This is a genomic window from Streptomyces sp. NPDC040405 (assembly GCF_055595765.1).
On sequence record NZ_JBVIVI010000001.1, the window covers coordinates 1438735 to 1458832 of the forward strand.

Here is a 20098-nt window from a genome sequence, read left to right on the forward strand (position 1 = left end):
GCGCGCCATGAACGAGTGGGCGGACGGGCGGACCGGTATGAACCAGTACGGCGGCGGGATGGAGCCGCCGCACGTCACGACGGGCGACGTGTGGGGCCCCGGCGGCCCTGGCGGCTCCGGCAGCCCCAGCGGCTCCGGCAGCCCCGGCGGCTCCGGCGGGGGCCCGGTCCTCAGACGCAGACCGCCCTGGAGACCCGCCAGCCGGCGACGCCGGATCGCCCGGGCGCTGGCCCTCCTGATCTGCCTGCCGCTCGTGGCGTCCGCCGGGACCTACGGCTGGGCCGACAGCACGCTCGACCGCGAGGTCGACCTCGGCAAGGCCGCCGCGGACCGCCCGCCGCACGGCAAGGGGACCAACTACCTGATCGTGGGCTCCGACAGCCGTACGGGACTGTCCGGCGCGGCCAAGAAGCAGCTGCACACCGGCTCCGCCGACGGCGGCCGCACCGACTCGATGATGGTGCTCCACACCGGAGCCCACGGCAGCACGCTGATGAGCCTTCCGCGTGACTCGTGGGTGACCATTCCCTCATTCATCCGCCCCGAGACCGGCAAGCATTACCCGGCCGCCCGGAACAAGCTGAACGCGGCGTACTCGCGCGGTGGTCCCGACTTGCTCATCCGTACCATCGAGCGCAATACGGGCCTCCGCATCAACCACTACGCGGAAATAGGTTTCGCGGGTTTCGTGGGTCTGGTGAACGCGGTCGGCGGCGTGGACATGTGCGTGAAGAAAAATGTCAGGGACGAAAAATCGGGCCTGAACCTGAAGAAGGGCTGTCACACCCTCGACGGCACCAAAGCGCTCGCATTTGTCCGGCAGCGCCATCAAGAGGCCCAGGGTGATCTCGGCCGTTCCCAGAATCAACAGAAATTCCTGGCCGCGCTCGCCCACAAGGCCGCCACGCCGGGTGTCGCGCTCGATCCGTTCACGGTCTATCCGACGATGCGTGCGGGGCTGGACACGCTCATCGTCGACAAGGGCATGGATCTGAGCGACCTCCTGTCGCTGTTTCAGGCGATGAAGGGCGTGACGGCCGGTGAGGGGCAGCGGATCAACGTCCCTGTCTCCAGCCTGGGCTTCCGGACCTCGAAGGGCAGCGCCGTACGGTGGGACACCGCCCGGGCGAATAAGCTCTTCGGCGAGCTGAGGGACGACCGCCCGCCGAGCCCCGACCCGCGCTAGATGAGCCCCGACCTGCGCTGGAGCGAGGTGCGGAAACATTTCGAGGGGCCCGGTCCGTCGACCGGGCCCCTCGTTTCCCCCTCCACAGGGCTCCCTCTGAAATCCCCCCAGATCCCCTCCCAGGAAGCCCGATGCCAGGTACGACCTGCCAAGGCCGGGAAGGGTTGCACGGTTTTCGGAAGTTATCGTTCTGTGACGTAGCGGCCGCAGAACTCCGCCTCGATCACGTCAAAGAAGCGGGACGAGTCCGGAAGCCGGTCGCCGTTGGCGTTGAACGTCAGCTGGTGCGTGCCGTCCTCCGTGCCCACCACCGCCGACAGCGAGCCGTTGGTACGGCCGGTCTTGCCCACCACGGTCACCCCGCAGGACAGGGTGGCCGATTCGACCCCGAGCCCGTACCGGATCCCCTCGTCCGAGGGCACCAAGTTCAGCATCTCGTCCAGCTGGGCGCGGGGCAGCAGCCGACCGCGCATCAGGGCGCGGTCGAAGCGGTTGAGGTCACCGGCGGTGGAGATCAGCTCGCCCGCCGCGCCCAGCCAGCTCATGTTCTGCTCGGTGGCGTCGTGGACCGGGGCATCGGGCGAATCGTCGTGGAGCCACGAGTACGCGACGGGGTGCGGCCTCGGCATCCGCGGCCCGGTGCCGGGGAACAACGTTTCGCGCAGCTTCAGCGGCTTGATGATCCGCCGCTTCGCCTCCCAGGCGTAGGAGTGCCCCGTCACCTTCTCGATGACCATTCCCGCGAGTACGTAGTTGGTGTTCGAGTACCGCGGCTTCCCGCCCGATACGGAGGGCTGCGAGTGCTTCATCGCGACCGCCACCAGGTCCTCGGGCGAGTAGGTGTCGTAGCGGTGCTCGGGGAAGCCGCTGCCCGAGGTGTTGATCTGGAAGTCCGGGTCTTCGGTGTAGTTGTAGAGGCCGCTGGTGTGGTTGAGCAGACTCCGCAAGGTGATCTCGCCACCGTCGTTCTCGTTGCCCGGCACCACCCCGGGCAGCCACTTCTCGACCGAGTCGTCCAGGCTCAGCCGTCCCTCCGCCTCCAGTTGAAGGAGAACGGTCGCGATGAACAGCTTGGTGATGCTCGCCGCCCGGAAGTGCTCACCGGACGACCGCTTCCGGCCGGTGTCGGTGTCCGCGTATCCCGCCGACCCGAACCACTCCTCCCCGTCCTTCCACACTCTGGCCGCCACTCCGGGCGTCCCGCCCTCCGCTACCCACACCCGCAGCGCGTCCCGCGTCGCCTCATGGCCGTCCGCCGTGGCGGCGTGCGCGGGCGTGAGGGTGGCCGCGCCCACGGCCAGGCTCACCATCAGGGCGCATAAACCGCTGCGTATCGCTCGCTGTCTCATCCACAGACCTCCGGATCACCGGTGGGCCCGAATGGCCCCCGGGTGTGAGTGACGCGCACCACGGCCCGGGGGTTGATCCGAACGGGTCCGGGGTCGGCCGCGCCGACCCTCCGCCGACCGGCTGTTCGGCCGCTACGTGAGCGGATCCACCCGGCTCCAGCCGCGCGAGTACGTCGCCGAGACCTCGGCGCGGGAGGAACCCCCCGCCGGGTGACGCCGGAAACCGGCCTTCTCCAGCACCCTGATGGACGGCGGGTTCGACAGCTCCACGGTGGCGTGGACCGTGTGGACATCCGGGGCGGTGAGCGCGAAGGCGGTGAGGGCGCCGGTCGCCTCGGGGGCGTAGCCGTGGCCCCGGCGGGAGGGGACGATCCCGTAGCCGATTTCGAGGGTGCCGTCGCTCGGCGGCCAGAACAGGCCGATCGAGCCGATCACCAGGCCGGTGGTCCGCTCGATGATCTGGCGGTGGCCGTACGGGCCCAGCCAGGCGGGGTGTTCGGGGAGGAGACCGGCGATGACCTGGTCGCCCTCGGCGGGGAAGTCGTCGGCCCAGTGCGGTGGACGGGCGCCGTCGCGGACGGCGGTGGCCTCGGCGGGGGTCCAGGACCGCAGGATGAGGCGGTCGGTGGTCAGGTCGGGATGCGTGGCGGGGGTGGAAGAGGACACGTGGTGCTCCTGGTTGTCCGGAGGAGCCGGTCCGCGGTGGCGCTGTCGCCGTGCGCGGGCCGGACGAGGGCATGCCGACGAGGGCTGGTGGCAGCCATATTCATCAAGCTCCCTCGTCACCGATGAGCACGCGTCTCTCGCGCCGCGGCGACCGTAGTGGCCCTTCGCCGCACGTGCAACGGAATTACCGCGTCGGCGTCAGGTCCCGTAGAGCCAGCTCCCGTACGCCGCCTCATCGACCACGCCGTACAGCCCGATCGCGGCGGGCGCCAGGACCAGGGCCATGACGCCGCAGCGGACCAGGGCCGGTGCCATGATCGTGACGCCCTCCGTCTGCCCGGTGACCGAGCGCCAGTCGCGCCACCGGCGGATGTCGCCGCCGCAGGTCCACCAGAAGAACGCGCCGCACAGGAGGAAAACCCCGCCGAAGATGAGCCCGATGCCACCGACGACCGCGAGGAACTCCATCCGGTCGTGGTGGTCGGCGACGCACCACATGGCGACCACGAGCGCGAGGAGCGCTGCCAGCCCGTACAGCGCGCCGCGCCACAGTACGTCGCGCAGCCGCAGCCGTGGCCGGATGATTCCGCTCGCCCCCGAGTTCATGATCGCACCCTAACCGGCCCGGTCGGTGCTAGCTTCCGGAGGCGTGAACGACAGCGTGGACGACAGCGGGAACGGCAGCGCGAGCGACAGCGTGTACGTGGGCAACGCGGGCAAGGACGCGGCACTGGACCGGGGATGGATCCTCGGTCACTTCAAGGACGCCGACGACCCCCGCCACAGTGCGGACGTGGAGATCAAGTGGGGTGTCCACCCGCCCGGGGACGAGCGGGCGGAGTGGGTGCGGGGCGAGGAGCGGACGGCTCTGCTGGTGCTCATCAGCGGCCGCTTCCGCGTGGAGCTGCCCGGCCGCAGCGTCCTCCTGGAGCAGCAGGGCGACTACGTCGTGTGGGGGCACGGAGTCGACCACTCCTGGGTCGCGGAGGAGGAATCGGTGGTGCTGACCGTGCGGTGGCCGTCGGTGCCCGGATACGCGGTGGCCCCTTAGATATACGGGCGGCCGACGGCGGGAGCCACGAGCGTCAGAGCACCAGCGCGCGGTAGCGGTCGGCCACCTCTGCCAGGACCTCGGCGCCGTCGCGGGCCCAGAGCTCCGGGTTGAAGATCTCGACCTCGATGGGGCCGTCGTAGCCGGTCGCGTCGACCTGCTCGCGGAACCAGCGGAAGTCGACCGCGCCGTCGCCGAGCTGGCCGCGGCCCAGCAGGACCCCCTCCGGCAGCGGCGTGATCCAGTCGGCGAGCTGGAAGGCGGCGATGCGCCCCTCGGCGCCCGCGCGGGCGATCTGGGCGGCCACGGTGTCGTCCCACCACAGGTGGTACGTGTCCACGACGACGCCGACTTGGTCGGCCGGGAAGCGTGTCGCCAGGTCGAGGGCCTGGGCGAGGGTGGAGACCACGCAGCGGTCGGAGGCGTACATCGGGTGCAGGGGCTCGATGGCCAGGCGTACGCCGCGCTCGGCGGCGTACGGGCCCAGCTCCCCCAGCGCGTCGGCGATGCGCTCGCGGGCGGCGAACAGGTCGCGGCTGCCGGGCGGGAGGCCGCCGGAGACCAGGACCAGGGTGTCGGTGCCGAGGGTGGCGGCCTCGTCGATGGCCGCGCGGTTGTCGGCCAGGGCCGTGGCGCGCGCCTCGGGGTCGAGCGCGGTGAAGAAGCCGCCGCGGCACAGCGACGTGACGGTCAGGCCCGCGTCGCGGATGAGCCGGGCGGCGGCCTCCACGCCGTACTTCTGGACCGGCTCGCGCCACAGGCCGACGCCCGTGACGCCCGCCTTGACGCAGCCCTCCGCCAGCTCCGGCAGCGACCACTGCTTGATGGTCTCCTGGTTGAGGCTGAGACGCCCTGCGGAATTCAGGGATGCGGAACTCACTGGGCGACTCCATGGACGTTCAGCAGGTGCTTCATACGGGACTCCGCCAGAGCCGGGTCCGGGAACAGGCCCAGGCCGTCGGCCAGTTCGTACGCCCGCGCCAGGTGCGGCAGCGAACGGGCCGACTGGAGGCCGCCCACCATCGTGAAGTGCGACTGGTGGCCCGCCAGCCAGGCCAGGAAGACCACGCCGGTCTTGTAGTAGCGGGTCGGGGTCTGGAAGAGGTGCCGGGAGAGTTCCACGGTGGGGTCGAGCAGGGCGCGGAACGCCTCCGTGTCGCCGGTGTCGAGGCGGCGTACGGCCTCGGCGGCGAGCGGGCCCAGCGGGTCGAAGATGCCCAGCAGGGCGTGGCTGAAGCCGCGGTCGTCGCCCGCGATCAGCTCGGGGTAGTTGAAGTCGTCGCCGGTGTAGCAGCGCACCCCGTCCGGCAGGCGGCGGCGCAGGTCGATCTCGCGCTGGGCGTCGAGCAGGGAGACCTTGATGCCGTCGACCTTGTCGGGGTGGGCGGCGATCACATCGAGGAAGGTGTCGGTGGCGGCGTCCAGATCGGCGCTGCCCCAGTAGCCCTCCAGCGCCGGGTCGAACATCGGGCCCAGCCAGTGCAGAACGACCGGTTCGGTGGCCTGGCGCAGCAGGTGGCCGTAGACGTCGAGGTAGTCGTCCGGGCTCTTCGCCACGGCGCACAGGGCGCGGGAGGCCATCAGGATCGCCTGGGCGCCGGACGCCTCTACGACGGCGAGCTGTTCCTCGTACGCCGCGCGGACCTCGTCCAGGGTGCGGTCGCCGGGCGGCAACTGGTCGGTGCCGACGCCGCAGGCGATGCGGCCGCCGACCGCCTGGGCCTCCGCCGCCGAGCGGCGGATCAGTTCGGCGGCGCCCGCCCAGTCGAGGCCCATGCCGCGCTGCGCGGTGTCCATGGCCTCGGCCACGCCGAGCCCGTGCGACCACAGGTGGCGGCGGAAGGCGAGGGTGGCGTCCCAGTCGACGGCGGCCGGGCTGTCGGGGCTGACGTCGGCGTACGGGTCGGCGACCACATGGGCGGCCGAGAACACGACTCGGGAGGTGAGCGGAGCCCCGGGTGTCAGGGAGAGGGGCTCGGTGCGGGGTTCGTGGGGGCGGGTCGTGCCGCCCGGCCCGGGGAGGTGGAGGGTCACAGGCTCAGCTCCGGTACGTCCATCCGGCGGCCTTCCGCCGAGGAGGCGAGGCCCAGTTCGGCGAGCTGCACACCGCGCGCACCGGCCAGCAGGTCCCAGCGCCAGGGCTCGTCCAGGGCGACGTGGCGCAGGAACAGCTCCCACTGGGCCTTGAAGCCGTTGTCGAACTCGTCGTTGTCCGGGATCTCCTGCCACTGGTCGCGGAAGGACTCGGTGGCCGGGAGGTCCGGGTTCCAGACCGGCTTGGGGGTGGCCGAGCGGTGCTGGACGCGGCAGTTGCGCAGGCCCGCGACGGCCGAGCCCTCGGTGCCGTCGACCTGGAACTCGACCAGCTCGTCGCGGTTGACGCGGACCGCCCAGGAGGAGTTGATCTGGGCGATGGCGCCGCCTTCGAGCTGGAAGATGCCGTAGGCCGCGTCGTCGGCGGTGGCGTCGTACGGCTTGCCCTGCTCGTCCCAGCGGTGCGGGATGTGGGTGGTGGCCTGGGCCGAGACGGTGCGGACGGGGCCGAACAGCTCGTGCAGGACGTACTCCCAGTGCGGGAACATGTCGACGACGATGCCGCCGCCGTCCTCGGCGCGGTAGTTCCACGAGGGGCGCTGGGCGCTCTGCCAGTCGCCTTCGAAGACCCAGTAGCCGAACTCGCCGCGGATGGAGAGGATCTTCCCGAAGAAGCCGCCGTCGATGAGCCGCTTCAGCTTCAGCAAGCCCGGCAGGAAGATCTTGTCCTGGACAACGCCGTGCTTGATGCCCGCGGCCTGGGCGAGCCGGGCCAGTTCGAGGGCGCCGTCGAGGTCGGTGGCGGTCGGCTTCTCGGTGTAGATGTGCTTGCCCGCCGCGATGGCCTTCTTGAGCGCGTCCTCGCGGGCAGCGGTGACCTGCGCGTCGAAGTAGATGTCGACGCTTTCGTCGGCGAGCACGGCGTCGAGATCGGTGGAGACGTCGGCGACGGGGTCGAGGCCATGGCGCTCGGCCATGTCCTTCAGGGCGTGCTCGCGGCGGCCCACGAGCAGCGGTTCGGGCCACAGCACGCTGCCGTCACCGAGGTCGATGCCGCCTTGCTCGCGGATGGCGAGAAGCGACCGGACGAGGTGTTGGCGGTATCCCATCCGGCCGGTCACACCGTTCATGGCGATCCGCACGGTCTTGCGTGTCACGTGGCTTCGTCTCCTCACCAGAGTCACCAGTTCCACCGGAGGTGGTGGCAAGCGTCGTAGTAAGCGCTTCACAGTAAGCGCTTACTAAAAGCTACGCTAGCTGCCCCGGCCACCCCTGTACAGGGCGTGCACAGGGGCGGCACAGGGGCAGTCAGCGCTTCATCACGGAGTCACCGCGGACTCACCGCAGAGTCAAGCGATATGCGAGGGGCGAACGCCCGGTGATCAGCACGCGCGGCCCGGACACGGGCAGATCGCCGCCCATCCAGGTGTAGCGCTCCCCCGGGTCCACCACGGCGGGCTGGCGCGGGCCGCTGCCGTTGCCCGGCCCGAAGGTGATCACGTCATCGCCCGACGTGTACGTCCCGTACCCCTTGACCAGCTGATACGTGTCCTTCTGGCCGGGCACGGGCTCGACGCCGCTCAGCGTGCCCCCGGCGCGGAAGCACAGCTCGAAGGCGAGCGGGACCTCGGACTCGCCGACCTCGACGTCCAGATTCCAGCCGCCGTCCGCCTCGGCCGCCCGCACCTCGGTGTGCAGAGTGCGCCACTGCTTGGGGCGGTGCGGGAAGTCCATCGCAGACCAGAAGCGGCCGTCGTCGGTCAGCGGGTAACGGCCGTCCGGGCGGCGGTGCTGCGGCGGCAGCGGGAGGTGGTATCCGGCGCGGACGTCCGCCCACAGCCGCCAGCCGTCCGCCGTGCGCTCGACGTTCTCGGCGCGGAAGTGGCCGAGCGAGAAGAACTGCGGGGACAGCCGCAGCGAGTCCAGGATCGCGGCGCCCTTGCGCCACTTGAAGAAGGTCGGGTTGGTGGACAGGCCCGAGGAGATCGCGTGGACGTCGGGGAAGTCCGTGCCGCCGAACAGGGACGTACGGGTGGCGCCGCGGCCGATCCGGACCAGCCCGCTGTCCTTGTCGTGCCAGGTGAACTCGGACGGCGCCGCGGTGGCCTTCGGCAGCGGCGCGGCCAGCTCCGGTTCGTCCAGCACCTCGGCGAGGAAGTCCCCGAGCGGGGTCTCGTCGAAGGTCTGGTCCGCCCCGCGCCGCTGGACGGTCTCGGCCATGGCCGCGAAGCGCCCGTCCTTGTCCCGTATCGCCAGCGCCCGGTACTGGAGCCAGTACTCGGACAGATGCTTGACCGTCTTCTGGTCCTGGCGGCGCGAATGCACCGTCTCCACATCGCCGTTGGGCTCCACGAGGTGGAGCGTGGCCTCCAGATTGCGGCGCACGGTGTCGTACAGCTTCGGGCGGTCGGTGAGCCGGGCGAGGGTCAGCAGCGCGGGGTTGGTGACGATGGGCGCGTACGTGGCGCTGCGCTCGCTGTACTGGCCGCGCTCGTACTGGTCGATGCCCTCGGCCAGCCAGGCGTCGATGCGGCGGGTGTAGCGGGCGTCGGGCCAGAAGGAGTGGATACGGGCGAGCGCGGCGCACACCTTCCAGCGGTGGTTGGGCGTGTGCAGTCCGCCCGTGGAGAGCCCCGCCCCGGCCTTGCGGAGGATCTTCTTCAGGGTGGCGCGGACCTTCGCGGTGGACGCGTGGTCGTCGTCGTCCAGCAGCCCGTACAGCAGGCCCAGGTCGACGATCGAGAAGGCGGTGTCCGGCGGGGAGTGCACCGCGCCCTGGTCGAAGAGCCCGTCGTCGAACTGGGCGGCGGCCAGCGCGTCGGCGAGCCGGGTCATCGGCGCGATGAGCGCCGCGTCGTGGTGGTGCTCGGCGTCGGCCCACACATGGACCGAGGTGAGCAGGCGCAGACCGCGGGCAGCCGGGCGGGCCTGGCCGAGGTTGTTGAGCTGGGCGAGCGTCGCGTCGAGCCCGTCCACCACCTCGGCCACCCGCTTGTCGGCGGCCTTGGTGAGCAGGTCCAGGAACGGCTTGTCGGTACGGCCGGGGGAGGCAGCCGCGGCCTGGGGCGCCCCGGAGGCGAGCAGTCCGCTCACGGCGGCGGTTCCGGCGACGAAGTGACGGCGGGGCAGGCTCATAGGTGGTGCTCCGTGGCTCTGGCGGCGATCGCGAGGGGGCCGGGGACGAGGAAGAGGAGGGGCGGGTAGGCCCAGGCGCAGACGGCGGCGGTGGCCACGGCCAGCAGCAGGACGAGGCTCGCGCGGGGGGTGCGCACGCTGGCGTACGCCGCCGAGCGCAGTGCGATGCGCCAGCTCGTCGCCGATTCGGGGCGGGCGCAGGCCCGCAGCAGGACGACCGTGAGCAGCCCGGTCACGACGAGCAGCGCGGGCCGGAAGGCGACCGCGCCGGGCAGGCCCGCCCCGGACGCGAGCGCGTTGAACAGCAGCAGCGCGCCACCGGCCAGCATCCCGGCCCCGGCCAGCAGATCGCCGGTGCGCAGCCGGGCCCGCAGGGCGCGGAGGTAGCCGCCCGCGGTGGCGGGGGCGTCCTCCCGTACCCGCCGGTCGAGGACGGCGCAGGCCGTGGACATGGCGGCGGGGGCGGTGATCAGCGGCAGCGAGGCGGCGGCGGTGGCCAGCCCGACCGCCAGGACGTCGGCGAAGAGGGCGAAGCGGGGGCCGGTCAGCTCGCCCGGTTCACGGGTGGACGCGGAGGACGGCATGGCGTCTCACCCCTTCAGCCCGGAGTTGGCCATGCCCTCGACCAGGAACCGCTGGAAGGCGAGGAAGAAGAGCACGATGGGCAGCAGGGCGAAGACCGACATCGCGAACATCGGACCGAACGCCGACTGGCTGGAGGCGTCCACGAAGGAGCGCAGGGCCAGGGTCAGGGTGAACTTCTCCGGCTCGAAGAGGTAGATGAGCTGGGTGAAGAAGTCGTTCCAGGTCCAGATGAAGGTGAAGATCGCGGTGGTGATCAGCGCGGGCCTGGTCAGCGGCAGGATGACGCTGAAGAAGGAGCGGAAGGGCCCGCAGCCGTCGATCCGGGCCGCCTCTTCCAGCTCGCGCGGCAGGGAGCGCATGAACTGGACGATGAGGAAGACGAAGAAGGCATCGGTGGCCAGGAACTTCGGCAGGATCATCGGCCAGTAGGTGTTCACCATGCCGAGCTGGTTGAAGATGATGTACTGCGGGATGAGGATCGCGTGGTGCGGCAGCATGATCGTCGCGATCATGAAGGCGAACAGCGGCCCGCGCATCCGGAACCGCAGCCGGGCGAAGGCGTACGCGGCGAGCGAGCAGCTGATGACGTTGCCGAGGACGGCACCGCACGCGATGAGCAGCGAGTTCCAGAGCAACCGCCCGACGCTGACCTCGTTCACGCCCTCCAGGGCGGTGGTGTAGTTGCTGAATTCCAGGTGGCTGGGGAGCAGCTTCAGGCTCGCGATGACCTCGTCGGCCGGTTTGAACGAGGTGGCCAGCAGCCAGGCCAGCGGATAGAGCATCACCAGCATGACGGCGATCAGGCAGACGTGCAGCACGATCCGGCCGGTGGGCTTTGGCCGGGCTGCCGGAGTGGTGGCCATCGGGGCGGTGGTCATCGGGCCCCCTCGTTGTTGTCGTTGGCGTAGAAGACCCAGGCCCGGGAGGTCCGGAAGAGGATCGCGGTGACGACGCCGATGGCCAGCAGCAGCGCCCACGCCATGGCGGAGGCGTAGCCCATGTGGGAGGCGGTGAAGGCGCGGTCGTAGAGGTAGAGGGTGTAGACGAGGGTGGAGTCGGCGGGGCCGCCCTTGCCCGCGCTGACCGCGAAGGCCGGGGTGAAGACCTGGAACGCCTGGATCATCTGCAGCACCAGGTTGAAGAAGAGCACCGGCGACAGCATCGGGATGGTGATCGAGCGGAACTGCCGCCACCAGGACGCCCCGTCGACCGCCGCCGCCTCGTACAGCTCGGCGGGGATCTGCTGGAGCCCGGCGAGGAAGATCACCATGGGGGCGCCGAACTGCCAGATGGTCAGCAGCGCGACCGACAGGATCGCCCAGCCCGGCTTGTTGATCCAGCCGCCGATGTCGATGCCGACGCCGGAGAGGAGGTTGTCGACGGTGCCGCCGTCGTTGAAGATCGCCCGCCAGACGAGGGCGATGGACATCGACGCGCCGAGCAGCGAGGGGGCGTAGAACGCCGAGCGGTAGAAGCCCTTGCCGCGCTTGACGGACTTCAGCGCGATCGCGACGGCGAGGGCCAGCACCAGCTGGAGCGGCACCGCTATCACGACGTACGTGAGCGTCGTGGTGACCGACCGCCAGTAGCGGGGGTCCTCCGTGAACATCTGCGTGTAGTTACGGAGGCCCACCCACTGCGGGGCGTCGAACATGTCGTAGTCGGTGAACGACAGATACAGCGAGACGGCCATCGGCAGCAGCGTCAGCACGGTCGCGCCGATCACCCATGGCGACAGGAACACCCAGGCGGCGCCCTGCCTCTCGCGCTTCGGTGCCCGCTTGGCGCCCGCGGCGGGGGGCGCGGCGTCCTGGGGGCGGGTCGCGGTCGCGGTCATTGCCTCAGCTCCGCCTTCGCCTCGGTGATGTAGTTCTCCGCCGCTTCACGCGGCGACAGGCGCTCGTACGACACCTGGTCGTAGTCGCGCGTGAAGGTGGACTGCAGCGAGGCGTCGCCCTTGGGCGGCGCGGCGGGCGGAGCGCTGAGCTTGCCCTCGAACTGCTTCTGGTACGCGGAGACGACCTTGTCGAAGCCCTCCAGCTTGGGCAGCACCTTGTCCCGGATCGAGTCGTTGGCCGGGATGCCGCGGGTGGCGCCGAGGATGGCCCCGGCCGCCGGGTCGTTGAGCAGGAAGTCGATGAACTGGGCGGCCTGCTTGGGGTGCTGGGTCTTGGCGGAGGCCCCGAAGAACATCGACGGCTTGTAGTACAGGGCGGGCTTGCCGTCGTCACCGGCGGGCATCGGGGCCAGCTTCAGCCCCTTGCCGACGATCGGGTCGTAGCCGCTGGACGGGGCGTCCCAGTTGAAGTCGGAGACGGACTTGAGGCGGCCGAGCGGGGTGTTCTCCACCGTGCCGTCCATCTGGGTGGTCTGCTCGGCGGGAGCCACCACGCCCTCCTTGCGGAGCTTGGTGGTGAACTCCCAGAAGCGCGTCAGATCGTCGGCCGTGAAGCCCAGCCCGCCGCCGTCGGTGTACAGGGCCTTGCCCTGGCCCCGCAGCCAGATCTCGAAGACGTCCTCGCTCTGGCCCGGGTCGGTGGAGCCGACCCGGCCGCCGGTGGCCTTCTTCGACGCCTTCAGCTTGCGCATCGCGTCGGTCCAGTCGGCCCACGTCCAGTCGATCGTCGGCTCGGGTACGCCCGCCTTGCGCCACAGCGCCGCGTCGTACGGTATGGCCTCGGCGCCGCGGGCGACCGGCAGCGCGTACTGCTTGCCGTCCACCGCCCCGGTGGCCAGCAGCCCCTTGTCGATGTCCTTGGTGCGCAGCTCGCGGTGTTCGCCGAGGTCGAGCAGGATGCCGGAGGTGGCGTACTGGTTGATCTGCCGGTAGTCCAGCTGCATCACATCGGGTGCGTCGCCGCCCGCGGCCTGGGTGGCGAGCTTCGCCTTGTACGTGTCGAAGCCCGCGAACGACGTGCTGATGTCGATATCGGGATGGCGTTTCTCGAACAGCTTGACGGCCTTGTCCGTACGGGCCGCCCGGTCGGGGTTCCCCCACCAGGTGAACCGCAGGGTGACCTTGCCGCCCGAGCCGCCGCCCTCACCGCCGCCGCAGCCCGTCAGGGTCCCGCCGAGTGTGAGGACGAGAGCCAGGGCGCAGGACACCGTTGTCCTTTTCTTGCGCATCGCCGGACCGACCTCCCTCCTGTGATGTGCCGATGTGCCTGTTCATGTGGGGGGAATGCCGGTGCTTATTCGCCGTAGTACGGGAGCGTGGCGCCGGGCAGTTCGTACTCGTCCCGCCGCCCGCACATGCCGTAGCCGCCGCGGCGGCTGGGCCCGGTCGCGGTGACCCGCGCCTGCGCGAGATGGGCCGGGTCGCCCGCGGCCAGCGCGGTCAGCTGCTCGCCGGTGCGGTGGGCGGCGGCGAGCGCGCCGTCCCGCCAGCGCGGCTCCCAGTCCTTGACCTTGGGGGCGACGATCCGCACCGCCGCCTCGTGGAAGGCGCGCAGCGGTGCGTCGTCGCCCTTCTCGGCGGCGGCCCGCAGGGTCAGATAGCCCTCGACCGCGAGGTCGCGGCGGCGCCGGGCGGCGGCGTCCGCCTCCGGGCCCTCCTTGGCGGGCAGCGCGGCGGCCGCCGCGTACGCCTCGGGGTCGGCCAGCACCTCGGGCGGGAACGTGAACACCGCGTCCCCGGCCTCGGGCAGCCCGCTGTTCTGCATCAGCACGGTCACCTTGAGCCCGCCGCCCTGCACCATGCGGTGCACGGTGCCGGGGGTGAACCACACCACCGCGCCCGGCTCCAGCGGCGTCTCGGTGAAGCCGTCGGCCACGGTCAGGGTCTGGACGGCGCCGCGCCCGGCGGTGACCACGTACGCCTCGGTGCAGGCGAGGTGGAGGTGGGGGCTGCCGCCGCATACGCCGTCGGCCGCCTCCCAGTCGTAGGCGCTGATGTGGGACATCCCCACGCCGCCCGGCAGCGGGGCGGGCATCGCTGTCATCTCGCTCACCATCCGTGGTTCTTGAGGTAGCCCTCGGCGCGCGTACGGTCCCACGCGCCGTCGGCGACCACCACGCGGTAGCGGTAGCCGAAGGACTCCCCCGGCGGCAGCTCGAACTCCTCGAAGAACGCCCACGAGGGGGCGACCGAGGGGATCGGCTCGGAGCGCACGAACCAGTGCGAGGCGTGGATCGCGTCAGCGTTCTCGGGGGCGTGCGCGAACAGCAGCGTGGAGTGCGCGTCGATGTCGTCGTGTTCGCCGGTGAAGGCGACCCAGGGGGCGTCGGCGGCCGGGGTGCCCATCAGGTCCGAGGCGCCCTTCTCGCCCTCGCCGCCGCGCCCGTCCGGGCCGAAGGCGTCGCCGCCGGTGAAGTCGCGGGGGCCGCGCCAGTTGAGCCCGGTGTACCCGGCCATCTCGCGGCCCGCGGTGGTCGGGGAGCCGAAGTGCAGCGCCTCGCCGCGGGTGTTGGTGAGGCGGATGGACCAGTCCAGGGCCCAGGTGCCCTCGTCCGGCTCGACCGAGTGCAGCTCGATGGTGCGCAGTTCGCGCGCCCACTCCTGGCCGCCGTTCTCGATCCAGGTGAGCTGCTCGGTGAAGCGCAGCCGGTCGTCGGTGACCGTGAACTCCTCGAAGCCGTCGTGCCGCATGGAGCCGACCCGCTCCTCGACCCGCTGGTAGCCCTGGTCGGGGCCGAGGTAGGAGTTGCCGCCCCAGAAGTTCTGGCCGGACAGATGGCTGGAGGTCATCTGCAGACCCTTGTGCCAGCGGTGGTCGTTGGGCCGGTAGCCGGAGACCGGGCTTCCGGCGAGGGTGCGCAGCGGGTGGGCGTACGGCTTGCGGGCCTCGAAGGCGTCCGGGTCGGGCGCGTAGACGTAGGCCATCAGCTCGACGCCGCCGGAGGCGACCGAGATCCGCTCGCCGTGGGTGTGGGTGACGGTGATCTGCGAGGTCATGACGGCCTCAGCTCTCCTTCTTCTCGGCCTGCGGTGCCTTCGGTGCCCACTCGGGGTGGTTTCCGTGCATGGCGTCGTAGTACGGGTCACCGGGCGCGATCTCTCCCGCGTGCACGGGCCGTCCGGTGAAGGCCGCCTTGTAGAGCGCGGCGATGAATTCGAGGGTGCGCCGGGCGTCCGGGCCGCTGCCCGGGGGCCGTACGCCGTCCCGCATGGCGTCCAGCAGCCCCGTCAGCTGGGCCGCGTGCGAGCTGGGCAGATCGGCGGCGGGGGTGCGCCAGCGCTCCTGCCGGGCGGGCTCGTCGCGGACGTGCGGGGCGGGGGTGTAGATCCAGTCGTCGTTGCGGTGCCCGTAGAGATGGGTCAGCTCGACGGTGGCGTCGGCGCAGTCGATACGGATGCGGCTGACCTCGTCGGGCGAGAGCACGCTGTTGACGACGGTGGCCATCGCGCCGTTCGCGAAGCGGACCAGCGCGGTGGACACGTCCTCGCTCTCCACGTCGTGCACCAGCCGCCCCGCCATGCCGCGGATCTCGGTCCAGTCGCCGAGGAGGTGCAGCAGCAGATCCATCTGGTGGATGCCGTGGCCCATCGAGGGGCCGCCGCCCTCGGTCTCCCAGCGGCCGCGCCAGGGCACGGCGTAGTACGCGGTGTCCCGGTGCCAGGTGGTCTGGCAGTGGGCCACCAGCGGGCGGCCGAGGGCTCCGGTGGTCAGCAGGTCCCGGGCGTGGACGGCGCCCGAGCCGTAGCGGTGCTGGAAGACGACGGACGCGTACGGCCCGCCCGTCTCCTTCTCCGCCGCCGCGATCTCGTCGTACTCGGCGAGCGTGAGGCACAGCGGCTTCTCGCACAGCACCCACGCGCCCGCCTTCAGCGCGGCCACCGTCTGCTCGCGGTGGAGGGACGGCGGGGTACCGATGAGGACCAGGTCGGGGCGCTCGGCCTTCAGCATCGCGGCCACATCGGGATAACCGGCGACGGTGAATCCGGCGCTCTCGGCCGCCGTCGCGCGGAAGGCGTCGAGCCGGTCCTCGTCCACGTCGACCGCGGCGACCAGATCGACCCGGTCGGCGTGATCGCGCAGGGCGGGCAGATGGCTGCCCGTGACGATGGCTCCGGTGCCGATGACTGCGGCACGGATACGGGCGGTGGCTGCTGAGGCCATGGAGTGGGGCTCCTCGCCGACGGGACGGAAAGCGCTTGCTGGGGGTCGACCCTAGGCACGGTCCGGATGTCAGGACAAGACCCCGGCGAGCAGATTCCCGCGCCCGTTCCCGGTTCGATACGCGAGGGCCGGAGCGGCGCTGACCAGTGAGACGATGGACCCGGCCCCACCAGCGCACGGTGTCGCACCAGATGACCCAGGTGACCATCCGACGGAGGAAAAATGGCAGTGACCCTGGCCGATGTGGCCGCACGGGCTCGGGTCTCGGCGGCCACCGTGTCGCGCGTCCTGAGCGGCAACTATCCGGTTGCCGAATCGACCCGGGCCCGGGTGCTGCGCGCGGTCGAGGATCTGGAGTACGTGGTCAACGGCCCGGCAAGCGCTCTCGCGGCCGCCACGTCCGATCTGGTCGGGGTACTGGTCAACGACATCGCGGACCCCTTCTTCGGCATCATCGCGGGCGCCGTGCAGTCCGAGATGGGCGCCCCGGGCGGCAACGGCGGCCTTGATGGCTCCGGCGGCTCCGGCGGCTCCGGCGGCGAGGTCGTGCGCGGCGGCGAGAAGCTGGCCGTCATCTGCAATACGGGCGGCTCGCCCGAGCGCGAGCTGAACTACCTCACCCTCCTCCAACGGCAGCGCGCCGCCGCCGTCGTACTCACCGGCGGCGCGGTCGAACACCCCGACCACGCCGCCGCGGTCGCCGCCAAGGCGTCCCGGCTCGCCGCCTCCGGCACCCGGGTGGTGCTGTGCGGGCGGCCCCCGATCGAGGACGCGATCACCCTCACCTTCGACAACCGCGGCGGCGCCCGCCGGTTGACGGAGCATCTGCTGACCCTCGGCCACCGCCGCATCGGCTACGTCGCTGGCCCCGCCGAGCGCACCACCACCCGCCACCGGCTGGAGGGCCACCGCGAGGCCCTGACCGCGGCCGGGCTCGACGCGGACGCGGAGCAGCTGACCGTCCACGGCCTCTACGACCGCGCCTCCGGCTACGACGCCACCCTCGAACTCCTGCGCCGCGACACCGGCTTGACCGCCATCGTGGCCGCCAACGACACCATCGCCCTGGGCGTGTGCGCGGCCCTGCGCGACCAGGGCCTGCGGATCCCCGACGACGTATCGGTGGCGGGCTTCGACGACCTCCCCTTCAGCGCCGACGCCGTCCCCGCCCTCACCACGGTGCGGCTGCCGCTGCACGACGCGGGCGTACGCGCCGGACGGCTCGCCCTCGGCCGCGAACCACAGCCGCCGGGCGGGGTGGCCATGATCCGCGCCGAACTGATGGCCCGGGCCTCGACGGCCCCGCCGAGCCACTGAGGCGGGCGGCATGTCCGAGGCACACCTCCGCACCCCCGGCCCCGGCGACCTGGGCTGGATCGTCCACCGGCACGGCGTCGAGTACGCCCGGGAGTACGGCTGGAACACCGAGTTCGAGGCCCTGGTGGCCCGTATCGTCGGCGACTTCGGCACCCAACACGACCCGGCGTACGAGCGCGTCTGGATCGCCGAGCGCGACGGCCGCCCCGTCGGCTCGGTGATGTGCGTACGGGACGAGGCCCCCGCGACGGCCCGCCTGCGGCTGCTCTTCGTCGAACCGGACGCCCGGGGCCTGCGGCTCGGCGAGCAACTGGTGGCGGCATGCGTGGACTTCGCCCGCGCGGCGGGCTACCGCGACCTGGTGCTGTGGACCACCGACGTCCAGGCCACCGCCCGCCGGATCTACCAGCGGGCGGGCTTCGAGCTGACCGCCGAGGAGCCGCACCCGGGATACGGCGCGGGCCCGGTGACGGCGCAGGACTGGCGGCTCTCCCTTACGTCCCCGTAGGACGTACCTCCCCCTAGGACCTACCTCTCCGTAGGACTCCGCTCCGATCACGCGGAGTCTTCCAGGGTGGCACGCCAAACGGGGCTGTCGACATAGTGGTTGTCGAAGCGGTCGGCGGACTCGGCGATCTCCTTCGGGTCGGCCTCCCCGCGCATGACCCGGCCGAGCAGCCGCAGGTAGTCGAACCGGCCCATACCCGGGGTGAACACGAACAGGACGTCCGCCTCCGCGCCGGGCGCCGCGGCGAAGGCGTGCGGGGTGTGCGGCGGCACCGCCAGGAAGTCACCCTCGTCGAGGACGGTGACCTCCTCACCCACCAGCACGCGCAGGGATCCGCCGATCACGAAGAACAGCTCCGTCGCCTTGGTGTGGAAGTGGGCCGGTGCCCCCACGGCCCCCTCGGCGAAGCTGGACCGATAGCTCGTGAAGCCGCCGGGGGTGCCGTCCGACTCGCCGAGCAGGGTCATCACACTGCTCGGGTCGGCACAGGTCTCGGCGTCCGCGCGGCGGGTCAGTACCGCCTCGTTGTCTGCAGTCATGGGGCGACCGTACGGCCTGGAATGACCCGCCACATGGGTCATTCCAGCACCGAAATCCCGGGCCAATTAGGGAGGGGTCAGCCGCCGGGGAAGATCACATCACTGCACGAGTAGAAGGTCTGGTCGAAGTGGCTGGCCTGCCAGATCATGAACACCACGTGGCGGCCCGTGCGCCCGGGCGCGTTGACCGGGATCGAGACCGTGACCCCGTTCAGGACGGGGTCGGTGGAGGGCTCCCCCACTCCGGGGGCGATCTTGCCGGTCTGGGCGACGAGTTCGAGGTTGCTCCAGCGCAGCGGCTGGGTCGTGGGGTCGTAGCCCTGCTTGGTGACATAGATCCGGTAGTAGTCCGCGCCATGCTTGGCCTGGTCGTGGTTCTTGAAGGTGAAGCTGTTGCCGACCGAGGTGGCCTCCCACTTCCCGGGCACGTCCAGCGCGTTGTAGCGCCCGGACGAGGTGTGCCCGGCGCTGCACAGCTGCCCGTCGGGCAGCGCGGCCTGGTGATTGCCCGCGACCCCCTCGCGGTAGAGGCCGTTCCAGTTCCACATGGCGTTGGTGTCGGCCTGCCACGCCTGCCAGCACATGGGGTCCTTGGTCTTCATCTCCGGATTCTGGAAGTCCCCTCCCCAGCGCTTCCAGCACCCGTAGTTCCGCGACGCCGGCCCGATGGCCGACCCATGCGCATCGGCGGTGCCCACCAGCCCCACGGTGGCCAGCAACGTCGCGGCCGACGCGACGGCCGAGGCGCGAAGCCCCCATCTACGAGCATGCCCATGACAATTCATTGCGCCTCCAGAACCGCTGCGAGAGTGTGCGGGAGCGCTCCCATCGTAGGACGGGGATCATGAAGCGACCAGAGGCACGACGGGGCGTCATGGGCCCTGCCCATGGGATGGTCCGGCCGCGCATTCCGTGGCCGGTGTTCACGGCGGAACCGCCGCCCCCTACCGGGGCAGCAGCTCCACCCGGCCCCTTCAGAGCCTACGCTTCATGGGTCTCAATCCAGGCCGGTGCGACCGCTCCCAGAAGCGTTCGCCAGGGGCGCGCGGAAGAAGTTTGTGATGGTGCACCATTACGACTGCCCCTCTCCGGGTTCCTCACCGGTCGTTGAGGCCCGCTCGTCATCGGGAATCGCCAGCACGACCCAGACCGCTTTTCCCACCACCGCCCTTGGGGTCACACCCCACTGGTCGGCGAGCGCCTTCACCAGGAGCAGCCCTCGGCCGTGCACGGCATCTGGAGCCAGCGTCCCCAGCCTCGGGTACTGGTCGGCCGCGTCGTGCACCTCGATTCGCACGCTGCCCCCTTGATGCAGGTAGCGCGTCTCGATGTGACGTCCGGGCACGTGTGCATGACGCACAGCGTTCGTTATCAACTCGGACAGCACCAGGAGCGCGACTTCTTCCATGGTGGACAGACCCCAACTCGTCAACACTGTGCGCAAGTCGGCCCTCGCCCGGGCGACACATCGAGGGTGGCGGGCCCAGTGCCGCACCACCGTGGTCTCGTCCGGGCCTGTCAGCTCTGGCTTCATGGCGATAAGCGTGCAGGTGGAGCACAGAGTTCGGGACGACCAACGGGGTACCCAAGGCAGCGGAATGGGGTACCCCGACGCTCGGCAAGATCTACGCTTTACTTGACATACACCCCTACACCTCGTGAGCCGCCC

20 protein-coding genes and 1 pseudogene are annotated in these 20098 nt (G+C 71.0%); 4 read left to right on the top strand and 17 right to left on the bottom strand.

All coding sequences use genetic code 11. The features are described 5' to 3' along the window. Positions 1–7: 7 nt before the first annotated feature. The gene (locus tag ACZ59A_RS05675; protein WP_470953898.1) at positions 8–1186 is read left to right on the top strand and encodes an LCP family protein; all 1179 of its coding nucleotides are present in this window, start codon (positions 8–10) and stop codon (positions 1184–1186) included. Between the two features lie 182 nt (positions 1187–1368). Here ACZ59A_RS05675 and ACZ59A_RS05680 read toward each other — a convergent pair whose 3' ends face one another. The 3 genes from ACZ59A_RS05680 to ACZ59A_RS05690 form a co-directional block, all read right to left on the bottom strand. After that, positions 1369–2535, bottom strand: a complete 1167-nt coding sequence (locus ACZ59A_RS05680) for a serine hydrolase domain-containing protein (protein WP_470953901.1) — start codon at positions 2533–2535, stop codon at positions 1369–1371. 132 nt (positions 2536–2667) lie between these two features. After that, positions 2668–3201 carry a GNAT family N-acetyltransferase gene (locus ACZ59A_RS05685; protein WP_470953903.1) on the bottom strand — a complete coding sequence of 178 codons (534 nt, stop codon included), beginning with the start codon at positions 3199–3201 and terminating at the stop codon, positions 2668–2670. 198 nt (positions 3202–3399) lie between these two features. Further along, a complete protein-coding gene (locus ACZ59A_RS05690; RefSeq protein WP_470953905.1) occupies positions 3400–3807 on the bottom strand; it encodes a DUF6336 family protein in 408 nt (135 codons plus the stop codon). Between the two features lie 43 nt (positions 3808–3850). Here ACZ59A_RS05690 and ACZ59A_RS05695 point away from each other — a divergent pair, with 43 nt between their 5' ends. After that, positions 3851–4252, top strand: coding sequence for a cupin domain-containing protein (locus tag ACZ59A_RS05695; protein ID WP_470953908.1), 402 nt, complete (start codon positions 3851–3853; stop codon positions 4250–4252). Positions 4253–4286: 34 nt separating this feature from the next. Here ACZ59A_RS05695 and ACZ59A_RS05700 read toward each other — a convergent pair whose 3' ends face one another. The 11 genes from ACZ59A_RS05700 to ACZ59A_RS05750 form a co-directional block, all read right to left on the bottom strand. Then, positions 4287–5132, bottom strand: coding sequence for a sugar phosphate isomerase/epimerase family protein (locus ACZ59A_RS05700; protein WP_470953911.1), 846 nt, complete (start codon positions 5130–5132; stop codon positions 4287–4289). Further along, positions 5129–6286: a dihydrodipicolinate synthase family protein gene (locus ACZ59A_RS05705; protein WP_470953914.1), complete on the bottom strand. Its 1158-nt coding sequence runs from the start codon at positions 6284–6286 to the stop codon at positions 5129–5131. The genes ACZ59A_RS05700 and ACZ59A_RS05705 overlap by 4 nt, the downstream gene beginning before the upstream one ends. Then, a complete protein-coding gene (locus tag ACZ59A_RS05710; protein WP_470953916.1) occupies positions 6283–7443 on the bottom strand; it encodes a Gfo/Idh/MocA family protein in 1161 nt (386 codons plus the stop codon). The genes ACZ59A_RS05705 and ACZ59A_RS05710 overlap by 4 nt, the downstream gene beginning before the upstream one ends. 181 nt (positions 7444–7624) lie before the next feature. Beyond that, entirely contained in the window at positions 7625–9421 is a 1797-nt protein-coding gene (locus ACZ59A_RS05715) for a hypothetical protein (RefSeq protein WP_470953917.1), read from the bottom strand. Continuing rightward, positions 9418–10005: a hypothetical protein gene (locus tag ACZ59A_RS05720; RefSeq protein ID WP_470953919.1), complete on the bottom strand. Its 588-nt coding sequence runs from the start codon at positions 10003–10005 to the stop codon at positions 9418–9420. Before ACZ59A_RS05720 ends, ACZ59A_RS05715 begins: the two co-directional genes overlap by 4 nt. Before the next feature lie 6 nt (positions 10006–10011). Next, positions 10012–10884: a carbohydrate ABC transporter permease gene (locus tag ACZ59A_RS05725; RefSeq protein WP_470953922.1), complete on the bottom strand. Its 873-nt coding sequence runs from the start codon at positions 10882–10884 to the stop codon at positions 10012–10014. Further along, on the bottom strand, positions 10881–11843 hold the full coding sequence (locus ACZ59A_RS05730; RefSeq protein WP_468052458.1) for a carbohydrate ABC transporter permease: 963 nt from the start codon (positions 11841–11843) through the stop codon (positions 10881–10883). The genes ACZ59A_RS05725 and ACZ59A_RS05730 overlap by 4 nt, the downstream gene beginning before the upstream one ends. Continuing rightward, positions 11840–13132: an ABC transporter substrate-binding protein gene (locus ACZ59A_RS05735; protein ID WP_470953926.1), complete on the bottom strand. Its 1293-nt coding sequence runs from the start codon at positions 13130–13132 to the stop codon at positions 11840–11842. Before ACZ59A_RS05735 ends, ACZ59A_RS05730 begins: the two co-directional genes overlap by 4 nt. Before the next feature lie 65 nt (positions 13133–13197). Next, on the bottom strand, positions 13198–13947 hold the full coding sequence (locus ACZ59A_RS05740) for a cupin (protein WP_470953929.1): 750 nt from the start codon (positions 13945–13947) through the stop codon (positions 13198–13200). A gap of 5 nt (positions 13948–13952) precedes the next feature. Then, positions 13953–14900 (bottom strand): DUF6807 domain-containing protein, encoded by a 948-nt coding sequence (locus ACZ59A_RS05745; protein WP_470953932.1) that lies wholly within the window; start codon positions 14898–14900, stop codon positions 13953–13955. A 7-nt stretch (positions 14901–14907) separates the two neighbouring features. Continuing rightward, positions 14908–16065 carry a Gfo/Idh/MocA family protein gene (locus tag ACZ59A_RS05750; protein WP_470953933.1) on the bottom strand — a complete coding sequence of 386 codons (1158 nt, stop codon included), beginning with the start codon at positions 16063–16065 and terminating at the stop codon, positions 14908–14910. A gap of 222 nt (positions 16066–16287) precedes the next feature. Here ACZ59A_RS05750 and ACZ59A_RS05755 point away from each other — a divergent pair, with 222 nt between their 5' ends. Together ACZ59A_RS05755 and ACZ59A_RS05760 are read left to right on the top strand one after the other, a co-directional pair. After that, positions 16288–17382, top strand: coding sequence for a LacI family DNA-binding transcriptional regulator (locus ACZ59A_RS05755; RefSeq protein ID WP_470953935.1), 1095 nt, complete (start codon positions 16288–16290; stop codon positions 17380–17382). A 10-nt stretch (positions 17383–17392) separates the two neighbouring features. Next, positions 17393–17890 (top strand): annotated as a pseudogene (locus ACZ59A_RS05760) (GNAT family N-acetyltransferase); the annotation flags it as partial. A gap of 47 nt (positions 17891–17937) precedes the next feature. Here ACZ59A_RS05760 and ACZ59A_RS05765 read toward each other — a convergent pair. From ACZ59A_RS05765 to ACZ59A_RS05775, 3 genes are all read right to left on the bottom strand, one after another. Beyond that, positions 17938–18429 (bottom strand): cupin domain-containing protein, encoded by a 492-nt coding sequence (locus ACZ59A_RS05765; protein ID WP_470953938.1) that lies wholly within the window; start codon positions 18427–18429, stop codon positions 17938–17940. A gap of 77 nt (positions 18430–18506) precedes the next feature. Further along, positions 18507–19214 carry a lytic polysaccharide monooxygenase auxiliary activity family 9 protein gene (locus ACZ59A_RS05770; RefSeq protein ID WP_470953940.1) on the bottom strand — a complete coding sequence of 236 codons (708 nt, stop codon included), beginning with the start codon at positions 19212–19214 and terminating at the stop codon, positions 18507–18509. A gap of 287 nt (positions 19215–19501) precedes the next feature. Then, positions 19502–19963 carry an ATP-binding protein gene (locus ACZ59A_RS05775; RefSeq protein ID WP_470953943.1) on the bottom strand — a complete coding sequence of 154 codons (462 nt, stop codon included), beginning with the start codon at positions 19961–19963 and terminating at the stop codon, positions 19502–19504. Positions 19964–20098: the final 135 nt, after the last annotated feature.